General features: G+C 40.9%; 27 protein-coding genes. 7 read left to right on the top strand and 20 right to left on the bottom strand.

Annotated features, from left to right (window positions below; all coding sequences use genetic code 11):
* Nucleotides 1-279: 279 nt before the first annotated feature.
* Nucleotides 280-1,494 carry an ABC transporter permease gene (locus FFL34_RS13800; protein WP_138603927.1) on the bottom strand — a complete coding sequence of 405 codons (1,215 nt, stop codon included), beginning with the start codon at nucleotides 1,492-1,494 and terminating at the stop codon, nucleotides 280-282.
* Nucleotides 1,487-2,230 (bottom strand): ABC transporter ATP-binding protein, encoded by a 744-nt coding sequence (locus FFL34_RS13795; RefSeq protein WP_138603926.1) that lies wholly within the window; start codon nucleotides 2,228-2,230, stop codon nucleotides 1,487-1,489. Before FFL34_RS13795 ends, FFL34_RS13800 begins: the two co-directional genes overlap by 8 nt.
* 713 nt (nucleotides 2,231-2,943) lie before the next feature.
* Here FFL34_RS13795 and FFL34_RS13790 point away from each other — a divergent pair.
* The 3 genes from FFL34_RS13790 to FFL34_RS13780 all read left to right on the top strand — a co-directional run bounded on the left by FFL34_RS13790 (nucleotide 2,944) and on the right by FFL34_RS13780 (nucleotide 4,513).
* Nucleotides 2,944-3,369, top strand: coding sequence for an HIT family protein (locus FFL34_RS13790; protein WP_138603925.1), 426 nt, complete (start codon nucleotides 2,944-2,946; stop codon nucleotides 3,367-3,369).
* 127 nt (nucleotides 3,370-3,496) lie between these two features.
* Nucleotides 3,497-4,018, top strand: coding sequence for a tryptophan transporter (locus FFL34_RS13785; protein ID WP_138603924.1), 522 nt, complete (start codon nucleotides 3,497-3,499; stop codon nucleotides 4,016-4,018).
* A 129-nt stretch (nucleotides 4,019-4,147) separates the two neighbouring features.
* Complete coding sequence (locus FFL34_RS13780; protein WP_138603923.1) at nucleotides 4,148-4,513, top strand: YtxH domain-containing protein; 366 nt, start codon at nucleotides 4,148-4,150, stop codon at nucleotides 4,511-4,513.
* 88 nt (nucleotides 4,514-4,601) lie between these two features.
* Here FFL34_RS13780 and FFL34_RS13775 read toward each other — a convergent pair whose 3' ends face one another.
* The 4 genes from FFL34_RS13775 to FFL34_RS18315 form a co-directional block, all read right to left on the bottom strand.
* Nucleotides 4,602-5,558, bottom strand: coding sequence for a glycine betaine ABC transporter substrate-binding protein (locus FFL34_RS13775; protein WP_138603922.1), 957 nt, complete (start codon nucleotides 5,556-5,558; stop codon nucleotides 4,602-4,604).
* An 81-nt stretch (nucleotides 5,559-5,639) separates the two neighbouring features.
* On the bottom strand, nucleotides 5,640-6,482 hold the full coding sequence (locus tag FFL34_RS13770) for an ABC transporter permease (RefSeq protein ID WP_138603921.1): 843 nt from the start codon (nucleotides 6,480-6,482) through the stop codon (nucleotides 5,640-5,642).
* Nucleotides 6,475-7,689, bottom strand: a complete 1,215-nt coding sequence (locus FFL34_RS13765) for a quaternary amine ABC transporter ATP-binding protein (protein ID WP_138603920.1) — start codon at nucleotides 7,687-7,689, stop codon at nucleotides 6,475-6,477. Before FFL34_RS13765 ends, FFL34_RS13770 begins: the two co-directional genes overlap by 8 nt.
* Nucleotides 7,686-7,826: a hypothetical protein gene (locus tag FFL34_RS18315; RefSeq protein ID WP_171046382.1), complete on the bottom strand. Its 141-nt coding sequence runs from the start codon at nucleotides 7,824-7,826 to the stop codon at nucleotides 7,686-7,688. The genes FFL34_RS13765 and FFL34_RS18315 overlap by 4 nt, the downstream gene beginning before the upstream one ends.
* A 353-nt stretch (nucleotides 7,827-8,179) precedes the next feature.
* Between FFL34_RS18315 and FFL34_RS13760 the strand changes: the two genes are divergently transcribed.
* The gene (locus FFL34_RS13760) at nucleotides 8,180-8,653 is read left to right on the top strand and encodes a GbsR/MarR family transcriptional regulator (protein ID WP_138603919.1); all 474 of its coding nucleotides are present in this window, start codon (nucleotides 8,180-8,182) and stop codon (nucleotides 8,651-8,653) included.
* Nucleotides 8,654-8,695: 42 nt separating this feature from the next.
* Here the strand turns inward: FFL34_RS13760 and FFL34_RS13755 are convergent, their stop codons facing one another.
* The gene (locus FFL34_RS13755; RefSeq protein ID WP_234031509.1) at nucleotides 8,696-9,043 is read right to left on the bottom strand and encodes a DUF1878 family protein; all 348 of its coding nucleotides are present in this window, start codon (nucleotides 9,041-9,043) and stop codon (nucleotides 8,696-8,698) included.
* 175 nt (nucleotides 9,044-9,218) lie between these two features.
* Between FFL34_RS13755 and FFL34_RS13750 the strand changes: the two genes are divergently transcribed.
* A complete protein-coding gene (locus FFL34_RS13750; protein WP_138603918.1) occupies nucleotides 9,219-9,761 on the top strand; it encodes a DUF3267 domain-containing protein in 543 nt (180 codons plus the stop codon).
* A 465-nt stretch (nucleotides 9,762-10,226) separates the two neighbouring features.
* Nucleotides 10,227-11,123, top strand: coding sequence for a peptidylprolyl isomerase (locus FFL34_RS13740; RefSeq protein WP_138603916.1), 897 nt, complete (start codon nucleotides 10,227-10,229; stop codon nucleotides 11,121-11,123).
* A gap of 62 nt (nucleotides 11,124-11,185) precedes the next feature.
* Here the strand turns inward: FFL34_RS13740 and FFL34_RS13735 are convergent, their stop codons facing one another.
* The 5 genes from FFL34_RS13735 to FFL34_RS13715 form a co-directional block, all read right to left on the bottom strand.
* Nucleotides 11,186-11,386: a sporulation YhaL family protein gene (locus FFL34_RS13735; RefSeq protein ID WP_138603915.1), complete on the bottom strand. Its 201-nt coding sequence runs from the start codon at nucleotides 11,384-11,386 to the stop codon at nucleotides 11,186-11,188.
* 91 nt (nucleotides 11,387-11,477) lie between these two features.
* Nucleotides 11,478-12,425, bottom strand: coding sequence for a 3'-5' exoribonuclease YhaM (yhaM, locus tag FFL34_RS13730; protein ID WP_138603914.1), 948 nt, complete (start codon nucleotides 12,423-12,425; stop codon nucleotides 11,478-11,480).
* Nucleotides 12,426-12,545: 120 nt separating this feature from the next.
* Nucleotides 12,546-13,115: a GbsR/MarR family transcriptional regulator gene (locus tag FFL34_RS13725; RefSeq protein ID WP_138603913.1), complete on the bottom strand. Its 570-nt coding sequence runs from the start codon at nucleotides 13,113-13,115 to the stop codon at nucleotides 12,546-12,548.
* Between the two features lie 78 nt (nucleotides 13,116-13,193).
* Nucleotides 13,194-16,157: an ATP-binding protein gene (locus FFL34_RS13720; protein WP_171046381.1), complete on the bottom strand. Its 2,964-nt coding sequence runs from the start codon at nucleotides 16,155-16,157 to the stop codon at nucleotides 13,194-13,196.
* A gap of 1 nt (nucleotide 16,158) precedes the next feature.
* A complete protein-coding gene (locus tag FFL34_RS13715; protein ID WP_138603911.1) occupies nucleotides 16,159-17,391 on the bottom strand; it encodes a metallophosphoesterase family protein in 1,233 nt (410 codons plus the stop codon).
* Nucleotides 17,392-17,602: 211 nt separating this feature from the next.
* On the opposite strand from FFL34_RS13715, the gene FFL34_RS13710 reads away from it, so the two are divergent.
* Nucleotides 17,603-17,788, top strand: coding sequence for a YhzD family protein (locus tag FFL34_RS13710; protein ID WP_138603910.1), 186 nt, complete (start codon nucleotides 17,603-17,605; stop codon nucleotides 17,786-17,788).
* A gap of 57 nt (nucleotides 17,789-17,845) precedes the next feature.
* Here the strand turns inward: FFL34_RS13710 and FFL34_RS13705 are convergent, their stop codons facing one another.
* From FFL34_RS13705 to FFL34_RS13670, 8 genes are all read right to left on the bottom strand, one after another.
* Nucleotides 17,846-18,208, bottom strand: coding sequence for a YlbF/YmcA family competence regulator (locus FFL34_RS13705; protein WP_138603909.1), 363 nt, complete (start codon nucleotides 18,206-18,208; stop codon nucleotides 17,846-17,848).
* A 408-nt stretch (nucleotides 18,209-18,616) separates the two neighbouring features.
* The gene (locus FFL34_RS13700; protein WP_129675953.1) at nucleotides 18,617-18,823 is read right to left on the bottom strand and encodes an alpha/beta-type small acid-soluble spore protein; all 207 of its coding nucleotides are present in this window, start codon (nucleotides 18,821-18,823) and stop codon (nucleotides 18,617-18,619) included.
* A 266-nt stretch (nucleotides 18,824-19,089) separates the two neighbouring features.
* Nucleotides 19,090-20,475: a class II fumarate hydratase gene (gene fumC, locus FFL34_RS13695; protein WP_138603908.1), complete on the bottom strand. Its 1,386-nt coding sequence runs from the start codon at nucleotides 20,473-20,475 to the stop codon at nucleotides 19,090-19,092.
* A 237-nt stretch (nucleotides 20,476-20,712) separates the two neighbouring features.
* Entirely contained in the window at nucleotides 20,713-20,946 is a 234-nt protein-coding gene (locus tag FFL34_RS13690) for an IDEAL domain-containing protein (RefSeq protein WP_138603907.1), read from the bottom strand.
* A gap of 160 nt (nucleotides 20,947-21,106) precedes the next feature.
* Nucleotides 21,107-22,318 carry an MFS transporter gene (locus FFL34_RS13685; RefSeq protein WP_234031508.1) on the bottom strand — a complete coding sequence of 404 codons (1,212 nt, stop codon included), beginning with the start codon at nucleotides 22,316-22,318 and terminating at the stop codon, nucleotides 21,107-21,109.
* 118 nt (nucleotides 22,319-22,436) lie between these two features.
* Nucleotides 22,437-22,730 carry an AzlD domain-containing protein gene (locus FFL34_RS13680; RefSeq protein ID WP_138603906.1) on the bottom strand — a complete coding sequence of 98 codons (294 nt, stop codon included), beginning with the start codon at nucleotides 22,728-22,730 and terminating at the stop codon, nucleotides 22,437-22,439.
* Entirely contained in the window at nucleotides 22,727-23,455 is a 729-nt protein-coding gene (locus tag FFL34_RS13675) for an AzlC family ABC transporter permease (protein ID WP_138603905.1), read from the bottom strand. Before FFL34_RS13675 ends, FFL34_RS13680 begins: the two co-directional genes overlap by 4 nt.
* Before the next feature lie 123 nt (nucleotides 23,456-23,578).
* Nucleotides 23,579-25,084, bottom strand: a complete 1,506-nt coding sequence (locus tag FFL34_RS13670) for a nitrate/nitrite transporter (protein ID WP_138603904.1) — start codon at nucleotides 25,082-25,084, stop codon at nucleotides 23,579-23,581.
* Nucleotides 25,085-25,328: the final 244 nt, after the last annotated feature.

Genomic DNA, 25,328 nt, shown 5'->3' with positions numbered 1-25,328 from the left:
CCTAACTTTTGCATAAACTTGCCAGTTAGTTTAAGTATAAGGTTTCACCATCCCTGGATAATCTCTATTATCATTTTAACATAACATGATCGCAGTGAATTCTATAGTGAATATCACTGCGATCGTTTTTGCGAATGGCTTATTTGCACCTCTGAAGTTTTCACTGGAATGAAGTGAAGGTGTGAACTTGATCATTTTGATTGTGAACTTTAGCGAATTCGCTGTGAACTTTATCATTTTAATTGTGAACTTTAGCGAATTCACTGTGAACTTTATCATTCAAGCCATGATTTTCCTATATACATACCCACGAATAAACGCGAAAATAAATAACATCCCTATAGCTATCATGGCAAGCGCACCAATCCATTCCTGCATAACCACAAACAGGATAGTATACAAAACCGTCTGAATCAAGGCAAGCGAGTACAACAATTTGACTAGTGACCGCTGCCGCACATCCAAGGAAACGGGATACAAGTCCAGCCACATAACGGTTCGATGATGATAATACAGTGTAACCATCTGGAAACTGCTCATATAGAGAAACAACAGCGCAAACAAAAGCTGCAGCCACATATTCGGGACAAAATATATGAACAGCCCACCGATGACCAGGAGCCTGGCGTACATCCCTAAATAATCGGCACTGCGAACAAACGAAATCCGGTATAAATAGTCAAATGTATGTGTTCTGGTAAATGGCACACGCTTGACGAATGTAACCAGCCAGTCACGACGCTTCACTTGATTTTTCAAATGCGGGACATCCGTGAACATGTTGGCAAGCCGGTAAAACGTCTGCATGCGGCCGCGGTCTTTTTTCAACAGCAAATCCCACACAATTCCCGGCTGTTTTACAGAAACCCGCCAGTCATACAAAAAAACAAACGCAAATAATACCGTCGTGACGGCTGCCCACAACATCTCACCACGTACTGCAAAATAAAATATCGCTACATTCAATAGTGTCCGAGCAGCCTGGTCCACTTGTCGCACACCGGGTTCCCTGATTTTCAGCATCCACCAGGTGGCAAGCAAGTTCCAGGCTTTGAAAATAAGTACGACAACCAGCGTCCATAAATAAACGCTGCCCGCTCTGTCCGGATAAGTCGCAGCATACAGTGGCCCAAATGCCGCACCCGCCAGCAGTACCAAATAAAGCTGGACAACAAAACTGTAGATCAATGCATCCCTAAAATACGGTCCCATTTTATGTTCGGCAGCAATTAGAAACACAAGGTCTGGCTCTTTCAACAGTGTGCGGGCCGGGCTGTAACTGACTAATAACCCGAATGTGATTCCAATAATCACGGCCGTTGGAAAATTCTCCGGAAGCGCTGCCAGCCATTGCTGATAATAATATGCTAACGCAGAAATAAGAAACAGCATTGCAAAAGCGATATGTCCATTAAAAATATAACGCAGATAGCGGCTTGTCTCCTTCATATGCGCGGAAAATCGCTGCTTAAAAAGATCATGTGCGTTAAACATGGCTATCTTCCTTTGTCAGCTCCACGTACAAATCATCCAGCGATGCTTCAGGCATGGCAAAATCCCGTCGCAATTCGGCAAGTGTCCCATCAGCTCTGATTTTTCCGTCATGCAAAATGACAAATCGGTCACAATTTCGTTCCGCCGTTGCGAGAATATGCGTTGACATTAATACACCTGACCCATTGGCTTTCATTTCATCCATCCACTCTAAATACGATTTGATGCCAAGTGGGTCTAATCCAACAAAGGGCTCGTCTACAATATATAAAGGCGGTTCAATCAAAAAGGCACACATAATCATCACTTTTTGCCGCATCCCTTTGGAAAAATGCGTAGGGAACCATTTAAGTCGTTTTTCCATGCGAAACGCCTTCAGTAACGGATTGAGTCGTTTTTCAAACACATCCTCGGAAATATCATAGGCCATTGCGGTTAGCCTTAGATGCTCGTATAATGTCAATTCATCATATAATACCGGCATTTCCGGAATATAGGCTATTTGGTTTCGGTACGTATTAGGATTTTCTTGAAATGTTTTCCCGTTAACAGCGACGTTACCCTGTTTCGCCTGCATCAACCCGATAATATGTTTAATGGTGGTACTTTTACCTGCACCATTCAGTCCAATCAGTCCGACGATTTCACCAGGATAAACGCCAAATGATATACCATGAAGCACATTTTTATGCGTGTATCCGCCATGCAAATCAGTAATGTGTAGCAAAGGTTCCAAAATGTCTCCTCCTCGTCCTAGCTAGCTAAAATTTTATCATGTTTCGCAAATCATTCCAAAACAAACTCATCGACAAAAAAAATGTATAAAAAACAAATAGGCCGGCAAGACTACGTAATGAAGCCAAGAGGATGAAAATGATCACGTAATTTCGTGATGCACACAAATGAGGTGTTGGCGAAAGGTAATTAAATGATTGGCAAAAGCCGTGTGTCGTTAGGATGCAAAATATCATTAACTTCGTGATGCACACAAATGAGGTGTTGACGAAAAGTTATTAAATGATTGGCAAAGCCGTACGTCGTTAGCAACGTATCATTAATTTCGCAATGCACACAAATGAGGTGTTGGCGATCGATAATTAGGTGATTGGTAAAAGGATCCGAGGCTATGCGTCTAAAGAGATGCAAAAGTCGAGTCCAAAAAGCACCATCTAATGCTTAAAACCAATTGTGAGACCATCTCAACCATTTGAGATGCTGACAAAGCGGTTCTTGTAATTCACGTTAAAAAGCGATAAGCGATTTAACAAATTACAAAAGTCCCCAACGTTAGATGTTTGACATCCTCTGGCTTCCTAAGGCAGGCCGGCTCACAACCCGTGAGTCCGGCCTGTTTCTCTTTTAACTCACCCGAGTTTTTCTAACGGATTGCTTTACTTCTCCCCCTATTTCTATATACAATAAACAAAAATGGGTTAGGAGTGATTAATTATGGCGCATGAAGATTGTATTTTCTGTAAAATAATTGACGGTGAAATTCCATCGGCAAAAGTTTATGAAGATAAAGAGGTTTACGCATTTCTGGACATTTCGCAAGTAACCAAAGGGCATACACTCGTCATTCCGAAAACACATACAAAAAACATTTATGAAACACCACCAGAAGTTGCAAGCAAATTGTTCGAACGCATTCCGAAAATCGCCGCAGCTATTAAAAGTGCGTATGAACCTATTGGCATGAATCTGTTGAATAACAATGAGAAGCCGGCTGATCAATCAGTCTTTCACTTACATATCCATTTGATTCCGCGTTACGGTGAAAATGATGGATTTTCGTCAAACTGGACAACACACACTGACGATTACGAACAAGCAGATCTACAGGAAATAGCACAAAAAATCAACGCATCCCTTTAGCTTTTTGAAAATTACTACTGTTTATCCGAGATATTTTATGTTATACTTATGATAAGCTTTCGCAGCTGGCAATGAGCGCACAGTTGGAAGGTAACTACTAGCTTAGCCGAGAAGAGGAGAGGTTAAAATGAATACACGCGTTTTAGTACTTTTATCCATGTTATTGGGGATTGGAGCAGTACTGCATTTTATCATTCCACCGTTCTTTTACGGAATGAAGCCTGACATGCTGCTGTCAATGATGTTTCTGGGAATCATGCTATTTCCAAAGCCGAAATATGTCGCTATTTTATCTGTTGCAGCCGGTGTCATTTCAGCTTTGACAACCCAGACTGCCGGGGGACAAATTGCAAATATGATTGATAAACCTATCACTGGCTTACTGTTTTTCGGATTAGTACTTCTTTTGAAAGACCGGTTGAGCACAAAAATAAATGTGCCTGTATTGACCGCAGCCGGTACGATGATTAGCGGGTCCGTATTTTTAACAGTCGCACTCTATATCATCGGATTGATGAACGGTGCTTTTCCACTACTGTTTGCGACAATCGTCTTACCTGCCGCTCTTTTAAATGCGGTTTTCATGACTGTCGTCTACCCAATCGTTCAATCGATTCTAAAACGGTCTCAGCCAATGACAGCAACCTAAAACGTACTTTTTATACCCCCTGGCATAAGCTTGTCAGGGGCTTTTTTCCGAAAGTCAATTTAACAGTCGAAAAAGTAATTGAATCTTTTCGGAAAAACGTAGATAAACTTACTGAAGGGAGCGAAACATATGGCAAAGGGAAAATCATTTATTATTGGTATCATTGCCGGTGGTGCAATTGGTGCTGCCACAGCTTTATTAAGCACACCGGAATCCGGTCAGGAGCTTCGTAATCGTGTCAAAAATCAGAGGTTAGAATGGAAAGACCTATATGAAAAACTGAAAAACGACAGTGTTCAGTTAACAGAACAACTTACACAAACAACCAAAGAAGGAGCCGTACTTATTAAGGAATTAACACAGGAGATGAAAAATTCCGTTGAAACGTGGAAAAAAACGTTAGAACCACACCAGGAAAATATTCAGGAATACCTGTCCCAAATTGAATCAAGCCTTAAGGAATTGGAAGACAACGTGCAAAATAAGTCTTATTAAACAGTAAGTCCTTCTATTCCACATATATAGAAAAGCTGCCCCATTGTACGGGGCAGCTTTTCTTATACATTATTTTATACCATAGGACTTACTCTAAGTCGGTTGTCCATTTTTCTATAAGATCCTGATTGTCTTCAATAAATTGCTTTGCTGCATCTTCTGGTTCGGCGCCATCATTAATTTTTACAAGCAGCTCATTCTCAATTTCTTCGTTATAATCTTCTGTTAAACGTTTAAGAACTTTGTATGCTGCCGGAGAATCTTCCTTAAAGTTTTTATTGGCGATTGCACCGACTCGGTCACCATCACCACCGTAAACTTCTTTAGGATCATCAAGCATTTTTAGATCCAGTTCAGCAAACATCCAATGTGGTTTCCATCCTGGAACAATGATTGGTTCTTCGTCCTCAATCTTTTTCTGCAGTTGGGAAAGCATAGCACCTTCAGATGATCTCTGCAGCTCCCAATTGTCAAGGCCATATTCTTCCAATGCCGTTGTCGTATTCTGCATAATACCAGCACCCGGGTCAATACCAGTGATTGTCCAATCAACGGCTTCACCAAGCTCTTCATTGTCTTTCAAATCCTCAACGGAATCAATATCCATGTAAGACGGTACCGTCAGCGCAAGTGGCGCTTGATCCACGAAATTGCCAATGTCTTCAACATCATCACCAAATTTCTCCTGATATGACTTGTGTGTTGCCGGAAGCCATGAAGCAGTCATAAATGCCGAACCACCGTTAGCAACACTTGACCACATCGCACCTGCGTCAACCTGTTTTGTTTCCACAGTGTAGCCAACGTCTTCCAGCACCTGCTCAACTAAAGGTGTCCTGGCAATAGCTCCTGCCCACGCAACATATGGAACCTCCAATTCTTTTTCACCAAGCTCTACACCACTTGCACTGTCCCCTTCATCACCGTTGCCGCTGTCGCCGGAGTTATCGCTCTCTCCTTCATTATCTCCACCGCCACAAGCGACGAGTGTAACTGCCAAGAGAAGGGCGGCAGCAAGGCCTAATAGTTTAAGATTCTTAAACATAAGAACCAATCCTCCTAAGATATAATAATTTATATGTTCAGACTTTCTACATCATAATGATGCAGAAAGCCCGTGAACACGCTAGTTTTTACTACTTGCTCCTTGCGTAATACGGTCAAGCAACATCGCAAGAATAACAAGAGACAATCCGCCTTCAAAACCCGGTCCGATAGCAACCTGGGTTACAGCTCTGTATACGACCGTTCCGAGACCAGGTGCACCTACCATCGATGCAATAACAACCATCGATAGTGAAAGCATGATTGTTTGGTTAATACCTGCCATAATCGTTGACATAGCTAGCGGTATCTGTACCTTCGTTAACCGCTGTCCAGTCGAAGAACCAAACGCATTAGAAGCTTCGATAAGCTCTTGGTCGACCTGTCGGATACCAAGGTTGGTAAGCCTTACTGTAGGTGGCATGGAGAAAATAATTGTTGCAACAACTCCAGGCACCATACCAAGACTGAAGAAGACAACCGCCGGAATCAAATACACAAAGGCCGGCATCGTCTGCATAAAGTCAAGCACAGGGGTTATGATAGCCTGTACAGAAGCTTTCTGAGACATCCAAATACCAATTGGAATCCCAATAATCATAGAAATTAAAACCGATATAACAACTAGCGAAATGGTTTCAATCAATTCCGGCCAATAACCGAGATTGTTAATGAGACCAAGTCCTATAAGTGCAAACACACCTAATTTCCAGTTTACTACCCACCAAGCCAGTAACGCAATCAATATGATAAGTACGATCGGCGGTGCCAGGTCCATTAAATCTACAAAACCTTCTGTTATAAACTCAATAACGGTGGAGATGGCATCAAATAAAGCTGAAAGATATGTTGTTAAAAAGTCGACAAATGATTCAATCCAATCCGCTAACGGCAGTTTCGGGAATAGTTGACCAGAATTATCCATGGATTACTTCACCTCCATTTTCATTTAGCACTTCATTATCACCGGCCAGTGCACCGATGACAGAGCCACGGACAATAATACCCACAAGCCGGCCTGATTCATCAACGACAGACAGTGGTGCTTTGTCATCAGCCATTGGTTCAAACGTATCCGTTAGCAATGTATCCGGGGTAACTGTCGGTATATCTGTTGTCAAGACTTCTTCAAGTCCTTTTCCTTCTTTTGCTGCCTCAGCCGCCTGGTCTGCAGTCACATATCCGAGCAATTTCTTCTTCTTATCCACAACGTAAATAGTGGATACTCCGCTGTCTTTCATAAGTTTTAAAGCAACATTAGCCCCTCTATCAACGGTAACATTCTCAGCCCGCTTCATCACATGACCGGCAGTAAGTACCTTTGCCAAATCAACATCTTCAACGAAACGCTCAACATAATCGTTGGCCGGGTCCATTAAAATTTCTTCGGCCGTCCCGACTTGCACAATGCTTCCATCTTTCATTAAAGCAATTCTGTCACCAATACGCAGGGCCTCATCTAGGTCGTGTGTGATGAAGATAATGGTTTTATGCACGGACTGCTGTAAATCCATCAATTCATCCTGCATATCTTTACGGATAAGTGGATCGAGAGCACTAAATGCTTCATCCATTAGAAGAATTTCAGGATCATTCGCAAGCGCTCTTGCCAGACCAACACGTTGCTGCATACCGCCTGATAATTCACTTGGGTATTTATCCGTATACCCACCTAGTCCAACCAGCTCAAGTGCTTCTTTTGCTTTTTTCGCACGTTCTTCTTTATCAGTACCTTGAATTTCTAAACCGTACTCTGCATTTTTTTGAATCGTTTTATGCGGTAACAGTGCAAAGTTTTGGAAAACCATGCTCATTTTCCTTCTGCGCATATCCCGCAGTTGTTCTTTGTTCATTTCTGTAATATTCTCATCACCAAGCCATACCTCACCTGACGTTGGTTCAATCAACCGGTTCAGCATGCGAACAAGTGTGGATTTCCCGCTTCCGGACAATCCCATGATGACAAATACTTCACCGTCCTGAACTTCAAAGGAGGCCTGGTTAACACCTACCGTCATTCCGGTCATTTCCAGAATTTCATCTTTTGACTTATTTTCTTCAAGATGTTTAACTGCTTGTTTCGGGCGTTTGCCGAAAATCTTAGTCAATTGATTCACCTTAATTTCACTCATGCTTTCACCTCGCTTGGTTTCAAATTGTTCGTTTTTCTGTTTCCTATTCTGTTTGTATCCAAGTTGATAGATATCACTGGAATATCTGCCAGTTGACTTTGATAGATTCCATCCTTCACTGTGGAGCTATCTGTCACACTGTTCTCCCCTTTCCTTTTTGCGGTGCTGCACGACATGGATCATCGTCTTGCAACTTTTCTATCAGATTAAATTTTAAAACAAAACTAAATCTATGCTTTTGGCCGCAAAAACAAATTTAACTAGTTCGCATCATCCACTCTTAATACTATATATCGAAAAGGCTATAAATTACAAATAGTAAATACCGTTGATTTTGTACGTTTCATTTGTACAGTTTGTTCTGTACGTAATTATATAGATACATGCTTTTAATTTCTTTGTTTTTCGCCATATTTCTCATCAATATCGTGTTTTTATTATACTGAATTTTAATGTAATCTTTATATAGCAGGACATTTAGGGGGATTTTATGCGTGGATCTACCGAACAAATCACAAATAAAATTATTATGGAATTTGCCAAAACAATTGAAATGTTTGGCTTAACGCCGGTGGAAGCAAGACTATTTGTTTATCTGTATTTACAAGAAACACCGCAGACACTGGATGATATGGGAGAAGCACTGGGAAAAAGTAAAACATCGATGAGCACGAGTATACGCAGCTTGTCTGACGCAAATCTGGTTACCCGTGTCTGGAGAAAAGGCGTACGAAAAGATTTATATGAAGCTAATAATCAATTGTTCAAAACATTTATGAATAACTATGTAAACAGATGGATTGAAGCATCCAGTCATCAGAAGGATTCACTTGAAACCATACAAAGAGAACTTGACCAGAACAATGGAGAAAACACCTTGGAAATCGTTAACAGCCTGAACGACATTATCGATTTTCACAAACAAGTTGAGACCTCGTTTCGCCATTTGGCCGATGAATCATAGCATTTCGGCCATTTCCCTCCCCTAATGTTAAGACAACCATTATCAGCACAACCTTCCATACTTATTTAAAATCTGCATAAACATTTCCATTAAAGAAGGATAGTATCCTTCTTTTTTTAGTGCGATAATTGTCGCATCCGGATTCAACTTTTCATTCAGCATACCCGCAAAATGGACCAATAATGATGTGAAATCCATTAAACCTTCTTCCTTTTGCGACATATACTGTTGGTGCAGCTTTTCCAAAAGCGCAAATAGTTCATTGTATTCTTGCTCAGTTATGTTATTTTCAATCACCATTCTGATCAACGGATACTGATCCATGTCCAAAGTTTTCACTAGCATTTGCAGGTGAAAAGCAGTTGTTGCGTTATCCTTTTCATTTCCCACTTGAACCAGCCCCCTGCCGCATTTATCTGAGCGCTGTCCACCCTTGGTATGACAGCGTTTTAGATTGTTTAAAAAAAGATCATATTTTTTCCTGAAAACCTATTGCTTTTTATGCCTTTCCGTACTATTATCTTAGAGGAAAAATGGATTAATGAATAATAGGAGGGGATCAAAAATGAATTGCTTGAAAATCATTAATTTGCATAAACAATACGGAATGAATCGATTGTATCTGCAATCATTTTTGACTGGCCTCTTAGCCTTTGTTTTCCTGTATGTACCCATATCCATTAAGCATGGAACGAGTAATTTAGACGAATTCGGCATTTTTCCGCTTTTGACAGCGATTCTGTTCATGCCGTTTATACACGTGTTCATGCACATGTTACCACTAATTATGATGAACAAACAGGCAAGACTAATTTACAAACAGAATATTATTTTCTTTTCTAATATTAATTATTATACAAAAAAATATGTATCTAAAAAAGTATCATTGCTTGCCGCAGTTGCACCAACATTGCTCATCACTATACCCGGTGTGATGGCTGCGTACTTTTTCAGTGACTATTATGTATACTTTTTAATTTTTACTTCGATTCACATCGGAATGACCTTTACAGACTTTCTGTATATCCTTTATATTGCTAAGGCACCAAAAGAAGCTTATATTGAAAACAGTAATAATGAAATTGCCATTCTAATAAAATCTTCATAATTAATTGCAATCCGGGTACCGTTTCCCTGAGTGAAGGCGCAAGTTCCCGGATTGCTGCCTGTAAATCGGCTACAAATGCCGATTTTTTTATGCCCTTCTTTAATTTACTCTGTTCATGCTGTTCATCTTTTGGTACAGTATAAACAATGGATAATTTCGTATGTTTTGTAAGGGGGTAATTGCATGACGATGATTTTTCCATTTTACGCAGTATTTGTATTGTTCATTTTTAACTCACTCACTTATCAATTCTGCATGAAAATGGAGATGAAAGAAAGAAAACAATCTACCATGTTTCGCTTTACGAATATAATGATCCTGATATTACTCATATCCTCTTATATGAAAGTACTAAACGCGATAACATAATATAGATTACACATTTATCACACATTTTTTTGAAGCATTTATGTTATATTAAAATAGTGATTTAACAAGTAACAAACGAATTAGGAGTGTTCACTTATGAAAAAAATAGCAATCGCAGTGACATTAACAGCTAGCGTATTCACATTGGCTGCTTGTAACTCTGGTGATGATTCGAAAATAGTGGCTGAAACAGATGCAGGCAATGTAACAAAAGATGAATTTTATCAAGAATTAAAGGAACGTTATGGTGAAGATGTCCTCCGGGAAATGGTTACGGTGGAAGTACTGGACGACAAATATGATGTATCCGAAAAACAAATTGACAAAGAAGTGCAGAATGTTAAAGATCAGCTAGGCAACCAGTTCCAAACAGCGCTCAAGCGGCAAGGTTTTAAAGATGAGCAGGCATTTCGTAAAATGCTTAAACTAAGCCTACTGCAGGAAGAAGCCGTGGCTGAGGATATGGATATTTCAGAAAAAGAAATGAAAGAAAAATATGAGCGTATGAAAACCGAAGTGCAGGCACAGCACATTTTAGTCCAAGATGAAAAGACGGCTAAAGAAGTAAAGAAAAAACTTGATAACGGCGGAGACTTTGCAAAACTCGCCAAAGAATACTCAGAAGATACAAAGACGAAGGATGAAGGCGGAAAACTTGGCTATTTCTCCACTGGAAAAATGACACCGGCGTTTGAGGATAAGGCTTATAGTATGGAAACAGGTAAAATCAGTGAACCCGTTAAAACCGATTATGGTTATCACATTATCAAGGTGACGGACAAGCGTGAAACGGAAAAAGACATCGGTTCATTTAAAGATAATAAAGACGGTATCCGCCGTGACATTATTAACCAACGGATGGACGTGCAAAAAGCCCGTGAAAAAGTTAATGGGCTACTGGATGATGCTAATATCGACGTAAAAGTAAAAGATTTAAAAGGCATATTCGCCCAAAAAGCATCCAATCAGAAAGATAAAGAAGAAGATAAGTAATTTAAACGAAAAAAAGCTGATCCATAACTATGGATCAGCTTTTTTTAGAGATTTAACAGCAGCTAATGTGACAATTGCCGCCCTTTTTGCTTCTGCCGTTGTTCACGTTCCTGTTCGATACGATCGATATAGACCTGACCTTCTTGTTCGATATAATAATTTTCCAGTTTGCGCTCAGCTCGCATTGCTCTGAACGCCATATATCCGGTCAAAAATATAAAAAGGATTATCATGAAAACCCACCAAGGCATTCCGAAAATCATACTTAGCCCCCTTGTCCATCATTTTTATTTTATGTATATGAATACGTGGGCTAAAAAATGACAGTCGCTTCACAATTATGGGGGTACCTTTCTAATTATCTTCAAATAGGGGCTTATAAAATGACCGGTTATCGAGTGCAAATAATCGGTCCGTAAATTCTCCCGGTTTTACTTTATCCAAGGCGCGGTTCAGCATGTTCATCCGTGCATCAACCAAATCAATTAAATGCAGCAGTTCCGCCTCTCTGATTAACGGTGGCTTCGGGCTTCCCCATTCCGCTTTACCATGGTGGGATAAGATTAAGTGCTGCAGAATCAATACTTCCTCTCCATCAATTTGTAATTCTTTAGCCATATTTCCGATTTCTTCGACCATCATAGGAATGTGCCCAAGCAGTTTCCCTTCCAGTGTATATGAAGTGGTAACGACGCCTGAGAGTTCCTTCACTTTCCCAAGATCATGCAGAATAACGCCTGCGTACAGTAAATCCTTATTTGTTTCCGGATACAAGGTATGCAGCTCTTTCGCCAGCGACAGCATGCTGACAATATGGTGAAGAAGTCCTGATACATATTCGTGATGATTCTTTGTCGCCGCTGGATAGGTTAGCAAGCCCTCCTGATACTTTTTCACGAGCGCCCGTACCATTCGTTGCAATGATGGGTTTTGCATTTCAAAAATCGCTTCTGTCAATTTTTCCATGAGTACTTCCTTTTCCACCGGAGCCTTTGCGACGAAATCATCTACCTGGACACCATCGCTCGCGTTGGATGGCCGGATAGAAAAAATTTTCAGCTGTGGCTTCCCGCGGAACTGGTTCACTTCACCAGTAAGCCTGACAATTTGTTCCGGGATAAACACCTCTTCGTCCTCTTTCGTAATTTCCCATAACTTTGCTTCAATTTCACCGGTCGCATCACGCAGGATTAATGTCAAAAATGGTTTCCCATTGCTGGCAACGCCTCTAGCGGATGATTTGATTAAAATAAAGTCATCAAATGCGTCACCAATATGGTAATGTCCTATCCCCTTTTTCAAAACAGTTCCTCCCCCTCTGAAACAAAGGTACTGGAGCCGGACGTAGCTAGCTTGGCCAGTAAAAATTGTATCACTTTATTTATACATTTTATCCTTATAAAAAGGATTGATCGAAACGCATCAATCCCTGTGTTCCTCTTCATCATGTCTTGGCAAGTATTCAAATATCTTGCCTGAATCTACAAGCTGGATAAAGTCCATCAACCATTTATAATAATTCTTCGCATATTCCAACCTGTCAATATCACGCTTGATTTTACTCTTTAATTCCTCGTCTTCTGTTCGACGATCAATTTTTCGCAACTCGCGTATAGCTTCATTTGCTTCTTCTATATTTGTTTCCGTATGGTGGCGCCACCGGTTTGCGAATAAAGATGTGAATGATTTATACCAGTCTTCCTCTGATTGGTACAAATCTTTACGGATGCCTCGCCGAAATGTCGATTCAACCATTTTCATATCCGACAGAGCGCGAACACCGGTAGACATACTGGTTTTGCTCATCTCCAGGGCATTGCGCATATCATCCAATGTCATCGGTTCATCGGAAAAATACAAAACACCGTACAACCGCCCTATCGAGGAGGTAATACCGTATAAACTCATGTTCTTGGCAATAACCTGAATAAATTTCTCGAGTGTTTCTTCATACTTCGCTGCTTCATTGGAAGTATTTTCATCGTTCTGCATTGGAATTCCCTCCATATGCTCTCTTTCTTTTTTTATGACTGCGGACAGCCTTCCGTTTATCTGAAATTAGTTTACCATTTATGGCAAGGGAATGCGAACAGAACTGTCGGATTCAATCAAGCTCGCATCTGTTGCGGCTTCTACCACACTTGTCTTACAAGTAAACAATATAATCTGTTGTCGCTGGGACACCTCCGACAACAAAGCTATGACCTGTTTTGTCCGAGAAGGGTCAAAGTGAACAAATGCATCATCAATAATGAACGGGAGACGATGTTTTTCACTCATCACTTCACTAATTCCCAATCGTAGGGAGACGTACAACTGATCAATCGTTGCTTGTGAAAGCTCGTTTACATCATACCGTATACCATCTCTGGCTTCAACTCGAAATGGCTTGTTTTCTTCAGGAGGATAAATGGCATTGTATGCTTTCTGTGTAAGTTGGTGGAAATAATATGTCGTTTTGTCCGTAACTTGTCCCATATAATTACGACGATAGTTCCGTTTTGTTTCTGTAAGCATTTCCTTAGCGGCTTTCAACACCGCCCATTCCTCAGCTAAGCTTTCAAGTTTTTCTTGTTCTATTGTAAAGCGGTGCAGTGCCTCGGAGTATGATTCTGACGTCTCCAACGCGGCAAGTTCTGCATTCATATCCGCCCGTAACTCCCGTTTTTTTTCAATGGTGCGCTCGAGTTCGTCAATCCGGTCTGATTCGCTTTCATATGCTGATTTTAGTACATGCTCTTCAGACAGCTCCATTGTAATGAAGGTTTCATAGTCATCCCCCGGTAATATTCTTGCCAATTGATTGTCCAATTCAGACATTCTATTGGCATATTCCTGCTTTTCCTTCAGTTGCTTCCCTTTTTTCAGGTATTCCTCTTGGGTATCCGTTCCGGCGACGGTCATCAGTTGTGTCCACGCTTCTTCATACACACGCATTTTTTTCTGTACTTGTCGCCTTCTAGCTTCTGTTTCGGCAATCCATTGATCATACTGTTCCATTCTGGCTAAATCATCCCGATATTTTTGCAGTACATGCTCCATATCTGCTAATTTATCTTCCACCGACTTACCAGTATCTTCCCAATTCATATCACGAAAAGTGCGTTGTGTCCAGTTTTCAAATTGCTTGCTTTCCTGTAGTCGTTTGTCATATTCCCATTCCTGCTGCTCTTTATCTTGCTGCAAATCAAGCACATGTTTGAGCGTGTGATAAAATGCCGGCCAATAAGCTATTTCAATCCGTTCCAAAAACGGATATTGCCTATACTGATTCGCAATTTGTTTAGTCAAACGGTTTTCGCGTTGGTCCAGTCCCGACTGCTTTTCTTCCCATTTTAAAATCTCCATTTCGTTTGACTGTAGTTTATCTTGCACAATAGATAATTCCTGTTTCTTTTGTTCATTTTCTGAAAGAAGTTGTTCCGCTTCCCGTTTCATTTCTTCGGTCACTTGACTGGATTGTGGATGCTTGGATGTAAACATCTTTTCAAATTCGCGGAAAGACTGTTTTCTCACTGCCCACTGCCCGATAGATACAAAAAAAATGATACCAGCAATCCCCCACAGATACATGGCACCCTGCATAACCGCTGCAACCATCAGAGCAACACACATACCAATTCCGACAACAAGCCAGTTTAAAGCATTCTTTTCTTTTCTCTGTTTCAACTGATTCCACTGATTCGTCTGTTCGGCTAAGTCCCATTGCATATGTTCCTCACGATGGTATTGACGGATTGTTTCCTGTAGCGCATGTTCCTGTGCTTCATCTGTCAATGACGCCTGCAACTTGTCTTTTTGCTCATTCAGGTACGCTTGCTCTTTCAGCAGCTGTTTGTGTTCTCTCTCCAGCTGTTCCTTCATCACAACAATCTGGTCATGATCACGTTTCACCTGATTCCATATCTTCTCAGCAGAAAAAGGCAATTGCAACGATGTTAAATCGTCGACGGAAATGCCAGCATTAAGCTGATTCAGTTCTTTTCCGATTTGCCACGCTAGCTTCTGTATAGCTTCCTCATATCGATGCAGCTCTTGTTGACAATCAAGCCAGTTCTGTTTTCGCTGTATAATCGTCTCCAGCTGTTCATAAACATCACTATGATAAAAATCATTCCGGATAGCATCCCTTTTCGTTTTATATTCTTCTAAGTTATGCTGAAGCACGGATAATTCGCTTTTCATCGGCATCAAGTATTCATTCAGTTGTTCAAGCCGCTCGATTCCATTTTCCGGAAAAGTTAGTTGCTCCGGGTAGGACTGGTATTGTTCTTTCACTTTTTGATAATCTTTCAGAACAGGGAAAGCTTGTAGTTTCTTGTCCAGCCGAAAAACAGCATCTTTTGCTTCATCCAACTGTACCTGCAACTGCTCCATCTCAGTTGTCAATTGGTTTAGCTTTTCCCTTTTCGTCCGATATTCATCCTTTGTTTCCCGATATTCTTGCAACGATGAATATAGCGTATCCATCGATGTTAACTGCTGATTGATGGTCGGCTTTTTGCCAAATGGTTTGAACAAATCCCCCAGTTCTGCCTCCAGTTGCTTTTCCAGTGTATGAATACTGTTGGAACCGGTCATTCCGATACCGAGTAGTACTTCGCCTACGTCATCTTCTTTCATGTGTCTGATATCCAGCAAATCGACAGCGGAAAATGTGAAAATGGATTGGTAGGTTTCTTTCGTCATTCCGTTCAGCCGCTCCTGCAGCCATGTTTCTCCGTGTTCGTTGCCATCCGGCGTATAGCATACCGCCTTGCCATTACGCACGTCATGCAGCCGTTCGATAGTATATATACCAGCTTCAGGATCCTCCACTGTTAGTCTTCCTCCCATTTTGCTGCTCGTCTTTGGCCTGTAGTCGGCGCGTTTTTTAGGAGGCATGCCAAACAGCATGAATAAGAGAAACTGCTGAATTGTCGTCTTTCCTGATTCATTATTACCATATATGCAAATGAAGTTATGATCCGTAAAGTCTATCGTATAGTCAACCCATTTACCAAAACCAAAAATTGTCGCCTCTTTTAATTGCACATTAGTCACCTCCCTTGTCGAATAAACCTTCAACAAGCAGCTGTTTGGCCCTTTGTTTCACACGCACTTCCTGTTCCTTGGACATGGCGTGTAAATATTTTTTCGCCTGCCTATGTCGGTAGAGGTCGTCTAAGTATGATTGGATGTTCGCCTCATTCGCATGTCTGAGTAATTCCCCGGCAAAATGCCCACTCCGCTTTAATGCTTGGAATGAATTAGTTTCTGTCCAGTCAAACGTATAGCGGTATATGTATGTCCAGTCGTTCTGGTGCACAAACGCCTCATTCACAAGTTGTATCATTTCATCTGCAGCTTGCTTCCATTCCCGGAAATGACTTTCGGCACCGCTTAATGTTAGTTGTATTAATGCCGGTCCACTATTCCCCCGCGCTTTCTCTATCTCCTCACGAATGACTGTCTCAAGTTGGTGTGCTTCATTGCAGCAGGAAATATCAATGGTCAGTTTGTTGAATTCAATGGATTGTAGCGGCAGGAAGGTAAACTGCGTGCCTTTCTCAGATAACACAACATGATAACAACCCTTTTTCCCCGACTCCTTGCTGTTTCTCCCTTGTATATTGCCGGGATACACAACCGGTGGAGCCGATTTAAGTACCTCCCGCTGATGGATGTGTCCTAGTGCCCAATAATCAAAATCCGTTGCGGTCAGGTCTGCCAAATGGAACGGCGCATACACATCATGTTCTGTATTGCTGTATAAACTACCATGAAGCATGGCGATATGGTATGGAATATTCGCCCAGGATACCAGCTCATATTCCCGCGCTTTTTCTGCTGTGACCGAACGATTTTCATAGCTAAAACCGTAGATAACCGCCAGCGTTTCCTTATTTTTTTCATAGGTGAAATGGGTTACATTCTCATCGGGAAAAACAAATACATTATCCGGATAGGTTATTGGGTTACTATTACCACCAATAAAATCATGATTACCGTGCGACATATATACATGAATGTGATGTTGCTTTAGTTTTTCAAATGCATTTCGCAGCCGGACTTGTGCTTTCAAGCTCTGTTTTTCATTATCATACAGATCTCCCACAAGCAGTACAAAATCCACCTGTTTATCAATTGCCGCTTGTACAAGTCGGTCTAATGCCTCGAAGGTACTGTTCTTCACTTTTTCAAACATGCTCTCCGGAATGTGTGAAAGCCCTTGGAACGGACTGTCTAAATGCAAATCCGCTGCATGGATAAACGATATCTCCCCCATACCCCCTTGCCTCCTATCGAACGTCTTCTTACCATTATTTTACCAAAGCCATGAAACGAATGCACGTTCTAATATGATGCCTGATTATTATTTTGAACAACATTTTCCTTCTCTCTTATCCTTTTTTATGGTATGTTTATTATAAAATTAGTTTTAATCTTTTAACATTGAGAATAATCAGCCTTCAATAATCAATATAAGGAGGTTCATAATGAGGACATATCATTTGACTGTCTTTGACAAAACCGGGGAGAAACTGCTTGATGAGTCATTTGAAGCTTCCAGTAATGATGAAGCGAAGAACATCGGTCATCAGAAACTTACCGAAAAAGGGTACAACAACTATACCCACCGCTGTGTCGCACCGAATGCAAAACTCGTGCTATTCCACCGTTAAAGAGTTGTAATAAAAAAAGAGCCCGTAGCTTCTTATGCCGCGGACTCTGTTTATTTTTTATTCGTTTGAATCGTCTTCCGGGTTGCCATACAGTTCTTCGAGCGGTTTGGTAATAATCCGGCTGACGTCATTAATGACAACGTTTAAGCGCTGTTCCTCTTCCATCAAATTCGAGATATCTTCATGCTGCTGCACTAATTCAACAACTTTACGTGCTTGTTCTACTTCTTCTTCGGAAATTTCCTGGCCTTGCATCTGCTTTTCCTGCAATTCCATCTGTGTATTCCTGAAGTTGTCGAACATTTGCTTTGCGTTTGGATCAGCCATGACAGCCTCGTAAGCTTGCTGTAAGTTCTTGAACTCATCACTGTTACGAATCGCCTTTTCTAAATCATACGCACTATCATAAATATTAGCCACAATAGATCCTCCTTCATTTTTGGCTAAACTAACTATAACAGACGTATCCCCGCATGTATACCTTTCTGGATTAAGCATAAACATGTAAAATTCATTTTTATGTATTAAAAATATTACTATAATATAAAAAATATAAGGGAGAAGAGGCTTTTTTCATGATTGATCAATTGCGTAAAATTTTTTCTTCGGCCATTTGTTATCACGATACTTCAAGAAATGACCTTAACAGATACGGCTATTCGTGCAGAACGTCCTAGCCACTGTGAATTGGTAACAGCACCACATCCAATTTATGTAAGAAATACCAATATAAGTATTAATGAAGGGGAAGCCATGAAAGACTTCCCCTTTTGGTGTCAGTTATTATTGTTAGAGGGAAGCCTCATCCCCCCTAAAGCCATCAGTTATTTATTGTTGTCCACTAAATTGAGACTGTGCAGTCTGAACCAGGCGCTTGGTAATTTCACCACCAACAGAACCGTTAGCACGGGAAGTAGTGTCAGCACCAAGGTTCACACCAAATTCTTGTGCAATCTCAGTTTTCATTTGGTTAAGCGCTTGCTCTGCTCCAGGAACAACTAATTGGTTTGAGTTTTGACTGTTGTTATTTGCCATGTGTTATCACCTCCTGTACGCATTATTGTGAGCAGAAACGGAAATCTTATCATAGATTATCGCTGGTAATTGTTTCTTAAAAAAGCTCACTGACCCATGTAGGGTTGTGAGCTTTTTAGTGACGTCGGAAGTATAAAATATGGATGACCTTACTTGCAAAGTTAGGCCACGTCCGGCTTCGATGTATAGGACGTACTAGTGCAGGCGCCCGCACAGGACGTCGCGTTCTTAGCCTTCAAGGGCGCTTACGCCTTTGTTACTAACCATTATTTTGGATAGGTCATTTCTTTCGGATTGACATAATCGTCAAATTGTTCTTCAGTCAATAGTTCTAGCTGAACGGCGGCTTCTTTTAATGTTGAATTATCGGCGAATGCTTTCTTGGCAATCTTAGCTGCATTCTCATAACCAATATGCGGATTTAGTGCAGTTACTAGCATTAAGGAATCACGCAAATATTTCTCAATTTGTTCATGATTCGGCTCGATGCCTTGTACACACCGTTCGTCAAATGACAGAATGCTGTCTGCAAGTAACTGAGCGGACTGCAAGAAGTTATACGCAATGACCGGTTTGAACACATTCAGTTCAAAATTGCCTTGGCTAGCTGCAAAACCGATAGTAGCATCATTTCCCATTACCTGAGCTGCTGCCATCGTGACCGCTTCACTTTGTGTTGGATTGACTTTTCCCGGCATAATAGAGCTTCCGGGTTCATTCGCCGGGATAGAGATTTCGCCAATTCCGCAACGTGGTCCGCTTGCCAGCCAGCGTACATCATTAGCGATTTTCATTAGGTCGCTAGCAAGTCCTTTAAGTGCACCATGCGCAAAGACGGCTTCATCGTGACTTGTCAGTGCATGAAATTTATTTGGTGCGGAAATAAATTGTTTACCAGTAACCTCACTTATAGCTTTTGTAACTGCCTCCGAAAAATCCGGGTGCGCATTTAGTCCTGTTCCAACCGCTGTCCCGCCAATGGCAAGCTGTTTAACATGATGTAAACTTTCGCTGATCATCTGCTCGGATTTTTCAAGCATCCGATGCCAGCCGCTTACTTCCTGTCCCAGGGTCAATGGTGTTGCGTCCTGTAAATGGGTACGGCCAATTTTAACGATATCTTGAAACGCATTCATTTTTTCATGCAAGGTATTTTTCATCGTTTGCAAGGCAGGAAGCACCACATCTTCTAATTTTAATGCGAACGCAATGTGCATTGCCGTCGGATACGTATCATTGGAGCTTTGTGATTTATTGACATCATCGTTTGGATGCAGTTGCAACTCACTGCCTTGTTCTTTTAGCCAATTGCTCCCGGCATGTGCAATCACTTCATTTACATTCATATTGGACTGTGTACCGCTTCCTGTCTGCCATACAACCAACGGAAAATGTTCATCAAGTGTGCCGTTTATGATTTGATCTGCAGCATGGGCAATTGCCTCTGCCTTTTCTTGTTCCAAAAGCCCTAGTTCACTGTTAGCTTTGGCAGCACTTTTTTTCAAGATGGCAAACGCTTTAATCACTTCAGCTGGCATTTCTTCATTGCCGATAGGGAAATTTTGCTTACTCCGCTGTGTTTGTGCCCCCCAAAATTTGTCAGCGGGCACATGTATTTCTCCTAATGTATCTTTTTCCACCCGATATTCCATTTGTATTACCTCCTTATGTATCATTTGACCCAATCTAATTGTAACAAAAGTTCAACACAAATGGTTAACAGAAATGGCGTGAATTAGTCACAATATAAGCGGCTGGTCGCTGGTCGCTGCTATTATGTGGATTCTCTACTGAAATCTTACTATATCCTTAACAGGGCTGTGTTGACTCATTCAAAAAAATGCCCTACCGCTTTAGGGTAAGGCATTTGTGCTGAAAATCGGACTTATTTATTCCCAAACAAAATTTCTGTATTCCTTGCTTAATCGCAGGAATTGTTCCTTATTCCCTGTATCAATGGAATGATTAACCGCTTCTTCCAATTTCAACTTATTCCAATTAAAACATAGTTCATCCAGCACTAATTGTGCATTCAGTCTCAACTCGTAAGAAATCTCCCGTTTTGCATAAAGTGTTTTCCCATTGTAACGATAAAACCGGTATCCTTCTTTTTGCCGGTTCATGGAACACTCCCCCTCGTTCCTTTTTTCCATTATCCTAAATTTTTCAGTAATTTGCAAGGGGTAATTAACAGATTTAAGTAAATTTTCTATATTTTCAGTTCGTAAAATAATCAATGGGGATGTACACTGATGTGTCAGAATCCCCACTGATTGCAATTCATCAAGGGTTAATGTTCCGATATCCGAGAAAACCTGCAATAAGCGCGAATATGGTTAATAGACTGGCCATCCAAATAATATTTCCTTTCATCATAACAGCAATCACGGGTGGACCAGCGGCAACTCCGATAAACCGCATGGACGTGTAAATGGATGTAATGATCCCTCGAACCGTCTTTTCCAGACTTTCCGTAATCAGTGCGTCAAGACATGGAAGCGACATGCCAATTCCAACGCCACAAACAAAAAAGACGGACAGTAAGTAAACTGGATGGTCCATAAACGGAATTACCGCCACTGATGCACCAGCAAGGATAATGCCGATGAATGTCACCCACTTCATGACGGTCAGTTTTCCTTTAATCATCCGTCCACTAACAAATGAGGCGATCGATAATGCCAATAAAGGTATCGCCAGTAAAAGGCCTTTCCATATCCCTTTGTAATCGTATTTATCTTCAAGAATGCTCGATAAGTAAAATAAAAAACCAAACAAAATGAACATTAAAATGGCACCAATGAGAAAAACTGCCACCAACCACTTACCATGCTCTTTGAACACATCTTTTGCCATCGATAAATATTCCTTGAAATGTGTCCCCTGTTCTTCCCCTCCCTTATTCTTAACCAGGAAGCTAACCATCAGAACAGAAATAATACATAAAACCGGAATTGAATAAAACGGAAGAAACCAGACAAGTGCCGCGAGTGCCGCACCTAAAATCGGACTTAACACTTTACCGACCGTATTGGACGTTTCAATAATGCCAAGCGTTGAGCTTGCTTCCTCGTCATCTTTAAATATATCCCCTACAAGCGGCAATACAATTGGAAACGCTCCTGATGCACCAATCCCTTGCAGAACTCTGCCGGCTATGACAACGAGAAATGCTTGATCCATTACTTGTGAGGCCCATCCGGCCACCAATCCTCCAAGACCTGTGATAATCAACGCAGGAATAATCACTTTTTTCCTGCCGAATCGATCCGACAGAAAACCTGCAATTGGAATTAAAAAAATGGCTACAACTGAATAAGTTGTAATGATATAACTTGATTCGAGCTTGGATATGTCCAGTTCTTTTTCCATCACCGGTAAAATCGGGATGAGCATCGAATTTCCCAGCGTCATAATCAGCGGGATTGTTGCCAATGAAAGGATAATCCATAGTTTCTCCTGCTTTTTAAGGTGACTTCCCATAAGATTCAACATTCCTTTAACTCAATAATCAACACTACCTTTACTGTTTACATACCGTGTCGAATTATCCAAGTCAGGGGTCATCCATATTTTAGCAGGGTGGATTAAGACAAATAATCCATATTCAAAATCACATCGTTAAGAGAAATACTGTAACAATAGCACCGGCAACGACTAAAATGACATTCAATCCCAAATATGCAAGGGCTACTGCCACAGCTCCACCAATAAGACCAATCACCGGTTTATCAGGAATAACCGTCATGATTCCGGGAAAGATAAGTGCACCTAAAGCAGCAAATGGAATAGCATTCAGCCAGCGATTCATCCAATCCCGGAATTGCAGCTTATCAACAATAAATGCAGGAATGACCCTTGGAATCATCGTTACAAGAGCCATACCAATGATGATGGCTATAATCATGAAGTCTCCCCCTTCAATAGAAATACGCCACTTAATCCGCCTAATACCGTGCCGGCTACAATTGCCCAGCCGTCACTCAGGAATTGATTAAAAATGGTATTAATCAGCATCGCTATAACGGCAACCAGCCCAACACCCCACTCTTTTTTCACCGACGGGATGAGTAAGCCGATGAACATCGCGTATAAAGCAATGCCCATACTCTGGCTTAATTGTGTTGGAATGATTTCACCGAGCAGCCCACCTAAAAAAGATCCGCCAACCCAGGAAGCATAAGCTGTCAGAATAAGTGATGCATAAAAGTAAGCACCTTTTTCTGCGCTTGCTTCTTTCGTATGCAGTGCGGATACAGCAAAAGTTTCATCGGTCAGTCCTAGTGATAAGGGGACTTTCCATTTCAAGCCTATATCCCGCAATCGATTCATAAACGACAGACTCATCACAAAATGGCGGAAGTTCAGCACAAAAGTTGCAACGATAATTTCGAGTGCCCCAGCACCAACGGCAATCATGTTTGCTCCCATAAACTGACTAGCACCAGCAAAAACCATAACACTCATCAATGTCAATTCCATCAGTGACATTCCCGATTGTTTCGCCAAGACACCATACGTAATCGCTATCGGCAGGTATCCGAGCATAATCGGAAGTCCAACAGTGAAACCCTTTCGAATCATATGTATTGTTGGGGATGCATGCTGTTCCTCGGCCAATTCTGTATCCATTTGGTACCCCCCAATTATAGGTCATGTTTATTTTATCTTACCTTGAATTTTATCTGTGTCAACTCATAAAAAGCCCCCTTAAAGTGATTTTTAATCATCGATAAGGGGGCTTTAACGGTTTTATTAAATGTCGTCCTTTGCAGCTGATATGTCACTCATCGTTCCTACATAATATTGTGGGTTACCTTTGTCGTTGTTCAACTGACTGATGGTTAACCATTCTACATATATTTCGCCATCTTTTCGTTTATTCCAGATTTCGCCTTCCCAATATCCTTGTTCATGAATGGTTTGCCACATTTTTTCATAAAATGATTTATCATGTTTTCCAGAGCTAAGAATGCTTGGTTTTTTTCCTATTGCTTCCTCTTCTTCATAACCTGTAATTCGTGTGAAAGCAGGGTTTACATCCTGAATAATGGCATGCTTATCAGTAATCATGATCCCTTCAGCAGTGCCTTCGATAATTTTCCTTTCTAAACTTAACCTGTCCTGATAATACATATACACGACGATAACAAAGCTTACTAAGGCAAACTCGGATAACGCCATAAATCCAATCGCATAATGACCAGTTAGATTAAATACGGTACTCAATACGATGGGCGGAAAGAACCCACCTAATCCACCAATAGCAGCAACAATCCCGTTGACGACCCCTGCTTGCTTAGAAAAGTGAAGTGGAACAAGCTTAAATACAGTACCATTTCCAATACCGGCGAAAACAGCAACTGATAATGTGCCGACTGTATATAGCTCAATCGTCGGTGTGAAAGACAATAGTACACCGGAAGCACTTATACCAAGAAAAATAATCATTAATATAATATGCGCATTCAACTTATCAGCAAGGAATCCACCAACTGGACGAATTATTGTTGCCAAAACAATAAATCCTGCCGTACGAAGCCCGGCATCACCAGGGGTCAATCCATAATTATCAACTAGAAAATTGGGTAAGTAGACTGTAAATGCAACGAAGGCACCAAATGTAATAAAATAAAAGAGACTTAAAAACCATAGTATTTGGTTACGATAAACACTTTTTAACTGCTCCACCATGGAGACCTTTTCTTTAGCCTCGTCTTTATCACCTAAAAAGAAGTTAAATACAATAAACACGAGCATTAACACTAAATATAAACGGACAGTATTTTCCCAACCGATAGAGGAGGCAATAACCGGAGCACCGAACGTTGTAATCGCAGTACCCGCATTTCCTAAAGCATAAATACCGTTAACGAAACCGTGTTTATCCTTTGAATAGTATTTTGGCAACGAAGTAACCCCAATGGAAAATGTTGCTCCACCAACACCCAAAAAGAGTCCGCTAAGAATTAAATCAAAGAAAGAATCAGCAATGCTTAAATAGAACACAGGAAATAAAAGTACAATAAAACTCAAAATGAACATATTTTTCGCACCAAAGCGATTCGTATAAAAACCTAACGGAACGCGCAATAAAGAGCCAAGAATAACTGGAACTGCTGTAACGAATGACAACTGGCCGGATGTTAATTGTACTTCTTCATTAATAATCGGCATGAGTGAGGAGATTAATACCCATACCATAAATCCCGCAATAAGACTTAATGATTGAAGCGATAATTGTAGATTTGGCTTATTCATACTGACATACACCTTTCTTTTATACAGTTTATTGCAATAAAACAGAGCCGATCATTAACTGACCGGTAGCAGTTATACGTAAGGTTATAGCCCTCAATAGTATACCCCAATTAGCAAAACGGTAAACAAATTCATACAGTTGACTGCTGCACTCAAGGTGCGTGCTATTATAACATTTTTCTCGTGTTTCAAGAACTAAAAAGAAAGGCAATAAAGGTCAAGGGGAATTCGTGTAAATATTTAA

This window comes from Lentibacillus cibarius (genome assembly GCF_005887555.1).
Classification (GTDB): Bacteria; Bacillota; Bacilli; order Bacillales; family Amphibacillaceae; genus Lentibacillus; species Lentibacillus cibarius.
This window is presented reverse-complemented; position numbering and strand designations above follow the sequence as displayed.